At 60.5% G+C, this 12,943-nt stretch carries 12 protein-coding genes; all 12 read left to right on the top strand.

Annotated elements, in window-relative coordinates; all coding sequences use genetic code 11:
- The first annotated feature begins 11 nt into the window (after window positions 1-11).
- Window positions 12-506, top strand: coding sequence for an NADH-quinone oxidoreductase subunit NuoE (gene nuoE / locus AC1DY9_RS22860; RefSeq protein ID WP_457279064.1), 495 nt, complete (start codon window positions 12-14; stop codon window positions 504-506).
- Entirely contained in the window at window positions 503-1,906 is a 1,404-nt protein-coding gene (gene nuoF / locus AC1DY9_RS22855) for an NADH-quinone oxidoreductase subunit NuoF (protein ID WP_477667740.1), read from the top strand. The genes nuoE and nuoF overlap by 4 nt, the downstream gene beginning before the upstream one ends.
- Window positions 1,907-1,925: 19 nt before the next feature.
- Complete coding sequence (gene nuoG / locus AC1DY9_RS22850; protein ID WP_477667739.1) at window positions 1,926-4,082, top strand: NADH-quinone oxidoreductase subunit NuoG; 2,157 nt, start codon at window positions 1,926-1,928, stop codon at window positions 4,080-4,082.
- Entirely contained in the window at window positions 4,079-5,152 is a 1,074-nt protein-coding gene (gene nuoH / locus AC1DY9_RS22845) for an NADH-quinone oxidoreductase subunit NuoH (RefSeq protein ID WP_457279061.1), read from the top strand. The genes nuoG and nuoH overlap by 4 nt, the downstream gene beginning before the upstream one ends.
- Window positions 5,153-5,296: 144 nt before the next feature.
- Window positions 5,297-5,794: an NADH-quinone oxidoreductase subunit NuoI gene (gene nuoI, locus AC1DY9_RS22840; RefSeq protein ID WP_457279060.1), complete on the top strand. Its 498-nt coding sequence runs from the start codon at window positions 5,297-5,299 to the stop codon at window positions 5,792-5,794.
- A 38-nt stretch (window positions 5,795-5,832) separates the two neighbouring features.
- A complete protein-coding gene (locus AC1DY9_RS22835; protein WP_457306818.1) occupies window positions 5,833-6,492 on the top strand; it encodes an NADH-quinone oxidoreductase subunit J in 660 nt (219 codons plus the stop codon).
- Window positions 6,489-6,797 carry an NADH-quinone oxidoreductase subunit NuoK gene (gene nuoK, locus AC1DY9_RS22830; RefSeq protein ID WP_007864437.1) on the top strand — a complete coding sequence of 103 codons (309 nt, stop codon included), beginning with the start codon at window positions 6,489-6,491 and terminating at the stop codon, window positions 6,795-6,797. The genes AC1DY9_RS22835 and nuoK overlap by 4 nt, the downstream gene beginning before the upstream one ends.
- 144 nt (window positions 6,798-6,941) lie before the next feature.
- Complete coding sequence (gene nuoL / locus AC1DY9_RS22825) at window positions 6,942-8,966, top strand: NADH-quinone oxidoreductase subunit L (protein WP_457279058.1); 2,025 nt, start codon at window positions 6,942-6,944, stop codon at window positions 8,964-8,966.
- A gap of 30 nt (window positions 8,967-8,996) precedes the next feature.
- A complete protein-coding gene (locus AC1DY9_RS22820) occupies window positions 8,997-10,472 on the top strand; it encodes an NADH-quinone oxidoreductase subunit M (protein ID WP_457279057.1) in 1,476 nt (491 codons plus the stop codon).
- A 31-nt stretch (window positions 10,473-10,503) separates the two neighbouring features.
- Window positions 10,504-12,006: an NADH-quinone oxidoreductase subunit NuoN gene (gene nuoN / locus AC1DY9_RS22815; protein ID WP_457279056.1), complete on the top strand. Its 1,503-nt coding sequence runs from the start codon at window positions 10,504-10,506 to the stop codon at window positions 12,004-12,006.
- 8 nt (window positions 12,007-12,014) lie between these two features.
- The gene (locus tag AC1DY9_RS22810; protein ID WP_457279055.1) at window positions 12,015-12,317 is read left to right on the top strand and encodes a DUF2818 family protein; all 303 of its coding nucleotides are present in this window, start codon (window positions 12,015-12,017) and stop codon (window positions 12,315-12,317) included.
- A complete protein-coding gene (locus tag AC1DY9_RS22805) occupies window positions 12,314-12,928 on the top strand; it encodes an NUDIX domain-containing protein (RefSeq protein ID WP_477667738.1) in 615 nt (204 codons plus the stop codon). The genes AC1DY9_RS22810 and AC1DY9_RS22805 overlap by 4 nt, the downstream gene beginning before the upstream one ends.
- The last annotated feature ends 15 nt before the right edge of the window (window positions 12,929-12,943 follow it).

Here is a 12,943-nt window from a genome sequence, read left to right as displayed (position 1 = left end):
TGGTTTCCCCCATGATTTCTGAACAAACCAGAGCGCGCTTCGACCGCGAAGTCGCCAAATACCCCGCGGACCAGAAACAGTCGGCCGTCATGGCCTGCCTGACCGTCCTGCAGGAAGAGCACGGCTACGTGAGCGCCGAGAGCGAAAAAGTCGTGGCCGAATACCTCGGCATGGCGCCCATCGCCGTGCATGAAGTCACCACCTTCTACAACATGTACAACCAGCGCCCCGTTGGCAAGTACAAGCTCAACGTCTGCACCAACCTGCCTTGCCAGCTGCGCGACGGCGCCAAGGCGCTGAAGCACCTGGAGCACAAACTGGGCATCGCCATGGGCGAGACCAGTGCCGACGGCCTCTTCACGCTGCAGCAATCCGAATGCCTGGGCGCCTGCGCGGATTCCCCGGTGATGCTCGTCAATGACCTCACCATGTGCAGCTTCATGAGCAACGAGAAGCTGGACCAGCTCATCGAAGGCCTTCAATCCGCCGAGGCAAAGCAACCATGACGCTCGCACCCCTGAATCCCCACAGCGCAGCCGCGCAAAGCGTGCTGTCCCAGTTCTCGGCCACCGGCGTGCAGACCTGCTTTCACGGCCGGCACATCAACCCGCAAATTCTGGCTAACCTCGACGGCAGCAACTGGCGCCTCAAGGATTACGAAGCCCGTGGCGGCTACCAGGCCCTGCGCAAGATCCTGAAACAGGATGGCGGCGAGGGCATGACGCCCGACCAGGTCATCGCTGAAGTCAAGGCCGGCAGCTTGCGCGGCCGCGGCGGCGCGGGTTTCCCGACCGGGCTCAAGTGGAGCTTCATGCCGCGCCAGTTCCCGGGCCAGAAATACCTGGTCTGCAACTCGGATGAGGGTGAGCCGGGCACCTGCAAAGATCGCGACATCATGCAGTACAACCCGCACAGCGTGATCGAGGGCATGGCGATCGCCGCCTACGCCATGGGCATCAGCGTGGGTTACAACTACATTCACGGCGAAATCTTCGCGACCTACCAGCGCTTTGAAGAAGCCCTGGAAGAAGCACGCGCTGCCGGCCTGCTGGGCGACAACATTTTCGGCAGCGGTTACAGCTTTCAGCTCCACGCCTCGCACGGTTTCGGCGCCTACATCTGCGGCGAAGAAACCGCGCTGCTCGAATCGCTCGAAGGCAAAAAAGGCCAGCCGCGCTTCAAGCCGCCGTTCCCGGCCAGCTTCGGTCTCTATGGCAAGCCCACCACCATCAACAACACCGAGACCTTTGCGGCCGTGCCCTGGATCATCCGCAACGGCGGCCAGGCCTACCTTGAATGCGGCAAGCCCAACAACGGCGGCACCAAGATCTATTCGGTTTCGGGCGACGTCGAGCTGCCCGGCAACTACGAAGTACCCATGGGCACGCCGTTCTCCAGGCTGCTCGAACTCGCCGGCGGCGTGCGCAAGGGTCGCACACTCAAGGCCGTGATTCCCGGTGGGTCGTCGGCGCCCGTGTTGCCGGCTTCCATCATGATGGAATGCACCATGGACTACGACTCCATCGCCAAGGCCGGCTCCATGCTGGGCTCGGGTGCGGTGATCGTGATGGACGACAGCCGCTGTATGGTCGAGTCGCTTAAGCGCCTGTCCTACTTCTACATGCACGAATCCTGCGGCCAATGTACCCCCTGCCGCGAAGGCACGGGCTGGCTCTGGCGCGTCGTGGACCGCATCCACAACGGCCACGGCAAACAAACCGACATGGACCTGCTCAACTCGGTGGCTGACAACATCCAGGGCCGCACCATCTGCGCGCTGGGCGACGCTGCGGCCATGCCGGTGCGCGCCATGATCAAGCATTTCCGCCATGAGTTTGAAGCCATGATCAAGACGCCAGCCCCTCAGGCTCCCACATCCCAGGCTTCGGCTGCTGCGCAAGCCTGAGTAGCGGAAAGAAAAAAATATGGTTGAAATAGAACTCGACGGCCAGAAGGTGGAAGTGCTGGAAGGCAGCACGGTGATGCATGCGGCCGAAAAAGCCGGCACCTACATTCCGCACTTCTGCTATCACAAGAAACTCAGCATTGCCGCCAACTGCCGCATGTGCCTGGTCGACGTGGAGAAGGCGCCCAAGCCCATGCCGGCCTGCGCTACGCCCGTCACGCAAGGCATGATCGTGCGCACCAAGAACGACAAAGCCATCAAGGCCCAGAAGGGCGTGATGGAGTTCCTGCTGATCAATCACCCGCTGGACTGCCCGATCTGCGACCAGGGCGGCGAGTGTCAGTTGCAGGATCTTGCCGTAGGTTACGGCGGCAGCGAATCGCGCTACGAAGAAGAAAAGCGCGTGGTCTTCCACAAGGACGTCGGCCCGCTGATTTCCATGCAGGAAATGAGCCGCTGCATCCATTGCACGCGCTGCGTGCGCTTCGGCCAGGAAGTGGCCGGCGTGATGGAACTCGGCATGTCGCATCGCGGCGAACACGCCGAGATCGAAACCTTCGTCGGCATGTCGGTGGATTCCGAGCTGTCCGGCAACATGATCGACATCTGCCCGGTTGGCGCGCTGACCAGCAAGCCTTTCCGCTACAGCGCCCGTACCTGGGAGCTGTCGCGCCGCAAGTCGGTCAGCCCGCACGATTCGACCGGTGCCAACCTGATCGTCCAGGTCAAGAGCAACAAGGTCATGCGTGTCGTGCCCCTGGAGAACGAAGACGTCAACGAATGCTGGATCGCCGATCGCGACCGCTTTTCGTATGAAGCCCTCAACGGCGATGAGCGCCTGACCAGCCCCATGCTCAAGCAAGGCGGCGAATGGAAAACCGTCGACTGGCAGACCGCCCTTGAATACGTGGCCAACGGCCTCAAGCAGATCAAGGCCGATCACGGCGCCGGCAGCATCGGTACTCTGGCTAGCCCGCACAGCACGCTCGAAGAGCTGTACCTGGCCGCCTCCCTGATGCGCGGCCTGGGCAGCGAGAACATCGATTACCGCCTGCGCAACGCCGAGTTCGCCCCGCCCTCGGCCATCCGCTGGCTGGGCACCTCCATCGCCTCGCTGTCGCAGCTGCAGCGCGTGCTGGTGGTCGGGTCTAACCTGCGCAAGGACCATCCGCTGTTCGCGCAGCGCATACGTCAGGCTGTCCGCAAGGGCGGGGCGTTGAGCGCCATTAACTCCGCCGCCGAACTGGCAAACGCCGACGCGTGGGCCATGCCTGTCGCCAATAGGCTGCTGGCAGCGCCCGAAGCCTGGACCCAGTCCCTGGCCGATGTGGCGGCAGCGATTGCCGCCGACAAAGGCGTCACGGCGCCGGCCGTCGGCCAGGCCACCGATGCCGCCAAGGCCATCGCCAAGTCCCTGCAGGGCGGCGAGCGCAAAGCCATCCTGCTGGGCAACGCCGCAGCGCACCATGCCAACGCTTCCAGCCTGCTGGCGCTTGCCAACTGGATAGGCGCGCAGACCGGCGCCACCGTGGGTTACCTGACAGAAGCCGCCAATACCGTGGGTGCCCAACTGGCCGGCGCCTTGCCTGCCGGCAAGGGCCTGAATGCCGGTCAGATGCTGGGCGGCCAGCTCAAGGCCGTGATTCTGCTCAACAACGAACCCGAGTTTGACTCGGCTGCCGGCGCCAGTGCCAAGTCTTCGCTCAACGCCGCACAGATGGTCGTGACGCTGAGCCCTTTCAAGGCCAACATGGGCTTCAGCGATGTGCTGCTGCCGATTGCGCCTTTCACCGAAACGCCCGGCACCTTTGTGAACGCCGAGGGCCGCGTGCAAAGCTTTCACGCCGTCGTCAAGCCGCTGGGCGATACCCGTCCGACCTGGAAGGTGCTGCGCGTGCTCGCCAACGTGCTGGGCTTGCCCGGCTTTGATTTCGAATCCTCGCAGGACGTACTCAAGCAGGTCGCGGGTGCCGATGCGGCGCAGCTTCCCGCGGACAAGCTCGGCAACAGCACCCAGGCCGCTATCGACCTGTCGGCCGTTATCGTCCAGGTGCCTGCGGTGGCCAGCATTTACCAGCTCGACGGGCTGGTCAGGCGCGCGACATCGCTGCAGCTGACGGCGGATGCCCGCCAGGCCGCCGGCCTCGAAGCCAGGCTCGAAGGAGTGACGGCATGATTGATGGAATCTTCGCCTTCGGCCAGGGTTTGATGGGCGGCATCTGGCCAGCCACGGTGTGGCCAGTGTTGTGGACGCTCATCAAAATCGTCTGCGTGCTGTTGCCGCTGATGGGTCTGGTGGCCTACCTCACCTTGTGGGAACGCAAGGCCATCGGCTTCACCCAGATTCGCCTGGGCCCCAACCGGGTCGGGCCTTTCGGCCTGCTGCAGCCGATTGCCGATGCGCTCAAGCTGCTGACCAAGGAAATCATCATCCCCACGGCAGCCAGCAAGGGCCTGTTTGTGCTCGGCCCCATCATGACCATCATGCCGGCCCTGGCCGCCTGGGCCGTGATTCCCTTCGGGCCCGAGATCGCGCTGGCCAACATCAATGCAGGCTTGCTATTCCTGATGGCTATTACCTCACTCGAGGTCTATGGCGTGATCATCGCGGGATGGGCTTCGAACTCCAAATACGCCTTTCTGGGCGCCATGCGCGCTTCGGCGCAAATGGTCAGCTATGAAATCGCGATGGGCTTCTGCCTGGTGGTGGTGCTCATGGTGTCGGGCAGTCTCAACATGACAGACATCGTGATGAGCCAGGGCAAGGGCACGCTGGCCAGCCATGGCTGGACTTTCCTGTCCTGGAACTGGCTGCCACTGCTGCCGATCTTTGTCGTGTACTTCATCTCCGGCCTGGCTGAGACCAACCGCCACCCCTTCGACGTCGTCGAAGGCGAGTCCGAAATCGTGGCTGGCCATATGGTCGAGTACTCGGGCATGGCTTTCGCGATGTTCTTTCTCGCTGAATACGCGAACATGTGGCTGGTCGCCATCCTGGCCGTGCTGCTGTTCCTGGGCGGATGGCTGCCGCCTGTTGAAGCCCTGAGCTTCATCCCCGGCTGGATCTGGCTAGGCGCCAAGACCTTTGTGGTCGTCACCATGTTCCTGTGGGTGCGCGCCACCTTCCCGCGCTTTCGTTATGACCAGATCATGCGTTTGGGTTGGAAGATTTTTATCCCCGTGACCCTGGTCTGGCTGGTGGTCGTCGGGGCCTGGATGCAGACGCCGTACAACATCTGGAAGTGACTATGAGCCCCCACGTTCGCTCACTTCGTGTAGCTCTCTGCCCCCCGAGGGGGCCGCTGCGCCTGCGGTCTGGCAAAGCCAGTCCCGCGGCCCCTGCTTGCATCAACGCATCGCCGGCAAGCTCCACTTCCGCAGGAAATTGATATGTCCACCGTAGCTTCCATCAAAGACTTTGCGTCGAGCTTCATGCTCACCGAGCTGTTCAAGGGCATGGCCCTGACTGGCAAGTACATGTTCAGCCGCAAGATCACGGTCCAGTTCCCTGAGGAAAAAACCCCGCTGAGCCCGCGTTTTCGCGGCCTGCACGCGCTGCGCCGTTATGAAAACGGCGAAGAGCGCTGCATCGCCTGCAAGCTCTGCGAAGCGGTGTGCCCGGCCATGGCCATCACCATCGAATCTGACGTGCGCGAAGACGGCAGCCGCCGCACCTCGCGCTACGACATCGACCTGACCAAATGCATCTTCTGCGGTTTCTGCGAAGAAAGCTGCCCGGTCGACTCCATCGTCGAGACTCACATCTTTGAATACCACGGCGAAAAACGCGGTGACCTGTATTTCACCAAAGAGATGCTGCTGGCCGTGGGTGACCGGTATGAATCCGAAATCGCCGCCAGTCGCGCGGCTGACGCCAAGTACCGCTGAATCCCAAGCCGCTGGCTCAAGAAAGAATCCACAACAACATGGACGCTAAAACAGGTCTTTTTTATGTTTTTGCCGCGGTGCTGCTGTTTGCAGCATTCAAGGTGATTACCGCGCGCAACCCCGTGCATGCGGCGCTGTACCTCGTGCTGGCATTTTTCCAGGCATCCGCCGTCTGGATTCTGCTCAAGGCCGAGTTCCTGGCCATCACGCTGGTGCTGGTTTATGTGGGCGCCGTGATGGTGCTGTTCCTGTTCGTCGTGATGATGCTGGACATCAACATCGACAGTGTGCGAAAAGGTTTCTGGAAGCACTTCCCGCTGGCCGGCTCCGTGGGGGCCATCATCGCGCTGGAAATGTCCTATGTGCTGATGGGTGGCTTCCGTGAACCCCCGAAAGCTGCAACTGCGGCGGGTCAGATCGGCGCGCAGGTCTCCAATACCAAGGAACTCGGCAAGCTGCTGTACTCGGAATACCTCTATCCACTGGAAGTTGCCGCGGTGATCCTGCTGGTGGCCATCATTGCCGCCATCGCGTTGACCTTGCGTGCGCGCAAGGACTCCAAATACCAAAATCCTTCAGAGCAGATCCGGGTTAAGCGCGCGGACCGCGTCAGCTTGGTCAAGATGAAATCCGTCGTGGCCGCACCGGTTGCCGCGACCGCTACAACCGCCGTTCCCGCCGAGGAGAAGAAAGCATGACTCTCACCCTGGGACATTTTCTTTCGCTGGGCGCGATGCTGTTCGCGCTGTCGGTCATCGGCATCTTCCTGAACCGCAAAAACCTGATCGTGCTGCTGATGGCCATCGAACTCATGCTGCTGGCGGTCAACATGAACTTCGTGGCCTTCTCGTACTACCTGAATGACATGGCTGGTCAGGTTTTTGTGTTCTTTATCCTGACCGTCGCGGCGGCTGAATCGGCCATCGGCCTGGCCATCCTGGTGCTGCTGTTCCGCAACAAGTCCAGCATTAACGTAGACGAACTCAATACGCTCCAGGGCTAATGATGACGCTCCCCCCCGAAGCGGCCTTCGGCCGCCTCCCCCTCAAGGGGGCGCCGCTGACGGTCCGGCAAAGCCGGTTCCGTGGCGGCCTTGGCATGGCTTCCTTGTTTGCCTGCGTAACTTGCTTGGCGGAAAAAAACTAATATGGCATCCACCCTCAACGCTTCAACTCTGCTGGCCGTTCCGTTGGCACCCCTGGCCGGCGCCCTGGCGGCCGGTATCCTCGGCACCTCTTTTGGCGGCAACTGGATAGGCCGTCGCCTGTCGCACACCCTCACCATCCTCGGCGTGCTGGTGGCCTTCATCATTTCGGCAATGACGCTCAAGAGCGTGGCCATCGATGGCGCGCGCTTCAACGAGACGCTCTACACCTGGATGAACGTCGGCGGCCTGAAGATGGAAATCGGCTTCCTGGTTGACGGCCTCACGGCCATGATGATGTGCGTGGTGACCTTTGTGTCGCTCATGGTGCACATCTACACCATAGGCTACATGGAAGAAGACGAGGGCTACAACCGCTTCTTTGCCTACATCTCGCTGTTCACCTTCTCCATGCTGATGCTGGTGATGAGCAACAACATGCTGCAGCTGTTTTTCGGCTGGGAAGCCGTGGGCCTGGTGTCTTACCTGCTGATCGGCTTCTGGTTCAACAAGCCGACCGCCATCTTCGCGAACATGAAGGCCTTCCTCGTCAACCGCGTGGGCGACTTCGGTTTCATCCTCGGCATTGGCCTGATCGCTGCCTATGCCGGCACACTGAACTACGGTGAGGCCTTTGCCAAGGCCGGCGAGCTTTCCAAGCTGAGCTTCCCGGGCACCGGCTGGATGCTGGTAACCGTGATCTGCATCTGCCTCTTCATTGGCGCCATGGGCAAGTCGGCGCAATTCCCTTTGCACGTCTGGTTGCCGGATTCCATGGAAGGCCCAACCCCGATCTCCGCGCTGATTCACGCGGCAACCATGGTGACGGCCGGCATCTTCATGGTGGCGCGCATGTCACCGCTGTTTGAGCTCAGCGATACCGCGCTCAGTTTCATCATGGTGATTGGCGCCATCACGGCCTTGTTCATGGGTTTCCTCGGCATCATCCAGAATGACATCAAGCGCGTGGTTGCGTATTCCACACTCTCGCAGCTGGGTTACATGACGGTGGCGCTGGGCGCCTCGGCCTATTCTGTCGCGGTGTTCCATCTGATGACGCACGCTTTCTTCAAGGCGCTGCTGTTCCTGGCCGCCGGCTCGGTCATCATCGGCATGCACCACAACCAGGACATCCGCTGGATGGGCGGCGTGCGCAAGTACATGCCTATCACCTGGATCACCTCACTGCTGGGTACACTGGCCCTTATAGGCACGCCTTTGTTCGCGGGGTTCTACTCCAAGGACAGCATCATTGAAGCCGTGCATGAAAGCCATCTGGCAGGCGCCGGCTTTGCCTACTTCGCGGTGCTGGCGGGCGTTTTTGTGACGGCCTTCTATTCATTCCGCCTGTATTTTCTGGTGTTCCACGGCAAGGAACGTTTTGACCAGAACCCCGATGCGCACCACCATGGCCACGACGATCACGGCCACCATGACGAGCATCATGAGCCGCACGAGTCCCCCTGGGTCGTGACAGTGCCGTTGATCCTGCTGGCGATCCCGTCCGTGGTCATCGGCTTTATGACGATTGAGCCCATGCTGTACGGTGACTTCTTCAAGGATGCCATCCTGGTGAATCTCGAAAAACATCCCGCCATGGAAGAGCTGAAGCGGCTGTTCCACGGTCCGGCCCAGATGGCCTTGCACGGGCTGACGGCTGCGCCGTTCTGGCTGGCCTTGTCGGGCTCGGTGCTGGCCTGGTACATGTACATGATCAACCCGGCCCTGCCGGCCGCGATCAAGCGCATGTGCATGCCAGTCTTCACGTTGCTCGAGAACAAGTACTACCTTGACTGGTTCAATGAGAACGTATTGGCCCGGGGCACGCGCGCACTTGGTACCGCACTCTGGAAGGGCGGCGACCAGAAGCTGATCGATGGCGCGCTGGTCAACGGTTCATGGAAGCTGGTTGGCTGGGTTTCCGGCATGGTGCGCCGGCTGCAGTCCGGCTACATCTACCACTATGCCTTCGGCATGATCATTGGCGTGTTTGTGTTGATGACGTATTTCGTCTGGCTCAATCGCTGATCAGTTCAACAAAATCAAGGAAGAACAAGAATGGGTTTGTTGAGTCTTGCGATCTGGACGCCGATTGTTTTCGGTGTGGTTCTGCTGGCACTGGGCCGTGACGAGCAGGCGCGCAGCGTTCGCTGGGTCGCGCTGATAGGCGCGGTCGTCAGCTTCCTGGTGACGTTGCCTTTGTACAGCGGTTTTCAGCTGGATACGTCGGCCATGCAGTTTGTCGAAAAGGGCAGCTGGATCCAGCGGTTTAATGTCAACTACCACGTGGGTGTTGACGGCATTTCGCTGTGGTTTGTGCTGCTGACGGCTTTCATCAATGTGGTCGTCATCATCGCCAGCTGGGAAGCCATCACCACGCGCGTGAACCAGTACATGGCTTCTTTCCTGATCCTCAGCGGACTCATGATTGGCGTGTTTGCGGCACTGGACGGCATTCTGTTTTACGTGTTCTTTGAAGCCACGCTGATCCCGATGTACCTGATCATCGGCATCTGGGGCGGTCCCAACAAGATCTATGCGGCCTTCAAGTTTTTCCTGTACACCTTGCTCGGCTCCCTGCTGATGCTGGTGGCACTGATCTTCCTGTACAACAAGTCGGGCGGCAGCTTCGACATCCTGACCTGGCACAAGCTGCCTCTGGGCAGCACGGTGCAGACATTGCTGTTCTTCGCCTTCTTCGCAGCCTTTGCCGTCAAAGTGCCGATGTGGCCAGTCCACACCTGGCTGCCCGATGTGCACGTTGAGGCCCCCACAGGTGGTTCGGCCGTGCTGGCCGCCATCATGCTGAAGCTGGGCGCTTACGGTTTCCTGCGCTTCTCGATGCCTATCGCTCCGGATGCTGCGCATGAATGGTCCTGGCTGATGATTGCCCTGTCCTTGATTGCTGTCATCTATGTTGGTTTGGTTGCACTGGTGCAGCAGGACATGAAAAAGCTGGTGGCTTATTCGTCTGTGGCCCACATGGGCTTTGTCACCCTGGGCTTTTTCATCTTCAACGACCTGGGCGTTTCCGGCGGCATCGTGCAGATGATCGCCCACGGCTTTGTGTCGGGCGCGATGTTCCTGTGCATTGGTGTACTGTACGACCGCGTCCATTCGCGCGAAATTGCCAGCTACGGCGGCGTGGTGAACACCATGCCCAAGTTTGCGGCCTTTGCCCTGCTTTTTGCCATGGCCAACTGCGGCCTGCCGGCCACAGCCGGTTTCGTCGGCGAGTGGATGGTGATTCTGGGTGCGGTCAAATACAACTTCTGGATAGGCGGCGCGGCAGCGACGGCGCTCATATTTGGCGCAGCCTACACCCTGTGGATGTACAAGCGCGTTTACCTGGGCCCCGTGGCCAATGACGACGTCAAGGCACTCGTCGACATCAACAGCCGCGAATTCCTGATGCTGGCGTTGTTGGCTATCGCTGTGCTGTACATGGGCATCTATCCCAAGCCGTTTACCGATGTGATGAATACTTCAGTGGCGGACCTGCTCAAGCATGTCGCAGCCTCCAAACTGAACTGAAGATGAACTGAAGCAACTACAAAGAATTCAGATGATTGACAAACTCTCCTGGATCACGGTTTATCCGGAAATCGTCCTCCTGACCATGGCCTGCGTGATTGCGCTGGTGGATCTGGGCGTCAAGACGCCGCAGCGTACGCTGACCTACGTGCTCACGCTGTTGACCCTGGCCGTCGTGGCGGCCATGGAGGCTGCCTACGCCTCTGGAGGCCAGACCTTCTATGGTTTCGGCAACATGGTTGTCAGCGACCCCATGGGCGGCTGGCTCAAGTGCTTTGCCTGTATCACCGTGATGATTACGCTGGTCTATGGCCGCCCTTACGCGGCAGATCGCGACATGTTGCGCGGCGGTGAATTCTTCACGCTGAGCCTGTTCGCGCTGCTGGGCATGTTCGTCATGATCTCGGGCCACAACTTCCTGGTGATCTACATGGGCCTGGAATTGCTGACCCTGTCCAGCTATGCGCTGGTGGCCCTGCGTCGCGACAACGCCACTGCCACCGAAGCCGCCATGAAGTACTTCGTGCTGGGCGCGCTGGCTTCGGGTTTCCTGCTGTATGGTCTTTCGATGCTGTACGGCGCGACCGGCTCCCTGGACCTCAACGAGGTGTTCAACGCGATTGCCAGCCGCCAGGTCAAGCATCAGGTACTGATTTTCGGCTTGGTCTTCATCGTGGCTGGCCTGGCCTTCAAACTGGGCGCTGTGCCTTTCCATATGTGGCTGCCTGACGTCTACCAGGGTGCGCCTACAGCCGTGACCCTCCTGATCGGTGGAGCGCCGCAGCTCGCGGCCTTCGCTATCTGTATCCGCCTGCTGGTCGAAGGCCTGTTGCCGCTGGCAATTGACTGGCAGCAGATGCTGGGATTGATGGCGATCGGCTCGCTGCTGGTGGGCAATCTGGCCGCAATTGCGCAGTCCAACCTCAAACGCATGCTGGCGTTCTCCACCATCTCGCAAATGGGTTTCCTGTTGCTCGGCCTGCTGGCCGGCGTGGTCAACGGCAACCAGCTCAACACCGAATCGGCCTACAGCGCAGCGATGTTCTATGCCCTGACTTATGTGCTCACCACCCTGGGTGCTTTCGGCATCATCATGCTGCTGGCACGCGCCGGGCACGAGTCCGAAGAGATCGTCGATCTGGCCGGCCTGAACCAGCGCAGCCCGTTGTACGCCGGCGTGATGGCCATCAGCATGTTCTCGCTGGCCGGCCTGCCGCCGCTGGTGGGGTTTTATGCCAAGTTGTCCGTCCTGCAGGCGCTGATTTCCTCGCAACAAACCAGCTACATTGTGCTGGCCGTTTTTGCGGTGATCATGTCGCTGGTGGGCTCCTTCTATTACTTGCGTGTGGTCAAGGTCATGTACTTTGATGCACCCTTGGCCCATAACGCCCAGCCGGTTTCTGCGCCGGCAGATGCCAAGGCAGTGCTGGCCATCAATGGTGCGCTCATCCTGATCCTGGGCATCATGCCTGGCGGTTTGATGACCCTGTGCGCGCAGTCCATCAGCAGCATCGTCAAATCACTGGGTAGCTGACCCCTGCCATGACCCAAACTGCTTCAGTCTGGCTGGTCGTGCTGCTGGCCTTGCTGGCAGCCAACCTGCCTTTCATCAGCAATCGCCTGTTCGCGGTCTACGCGCTCAAGTTGCCGAAAAACCTGGCGATCAGGGCCGCAGAGCTGGTGGTCTGGTACCTGGTTGTCGGCGGTCTGGGTTTATACCTTGAGCAGCGGAGCGGCCAGATTGCACCGCAAGGCTGGGAGTTTTATGCCATCACCGGCACGCTCTTCATCACCTTTGCGTTTCCCGGATTCACCTGGCGCTACCTGTTCAAGCACCGTCCATGAGCACATCTTCCGGTCCTGATCAAGCCGGTGCAATTGCCGACGCGCACCTCGTCGAGACCTGCATCGACTCGGTCGAGATCCTGAGAGGGAATTTCCTGCATGCCTTGCGTGATACCGTCAGGCTGCCCGACGGCAAGCAGGCAACGCGCGAATACGTCATTCACTCCGGTGCCGTGATGGTCGTGGCGCAACTGGACGACGGGCGTCTGGTGCTGGAGCGCCAGTACCGCTACCCCATGCGTTCCGTGATGGTGGAGTTTCCCGCGGGCAAGCTCGATCCGGGCGAAGGCTCGCTGGCCTGCGCCCAGCGTGAACTGCTGGAGGAAACCGGTTACACCGCGCGTGAGTGGGCGAGGGCAGGCGTGCTGCATCCGGTGATCTCCTATTCCACCGAATTTATTGACATCTGGTTTGCGCGCGGGTTGACCCCCGGCCAGCGCAAGCTGGATGCCGGGGAGTTTCTGGACGTCTTTACGGCAACACCCGCTGAGCTTCTTGCCTGGTGTGCCAGCGGCGAGGTCACGGATGCAAAAACATTGACAGGCGCCCTGTGGCTGCAAAACGTGCTGTCCGGCGCGTGGGCTTTGGACTGGCAAACTGCAACACCCTGATCCCCCGGCGATAAT

This window comes from Polaromonas sp. P1_F6 (genome assembly GCF_056405695.1).
The sequence above is the reverse complement of the archived record's forward strand: the minus strand, read 5'-3'. Positions and strand labels throughout refer to the sequence as shown.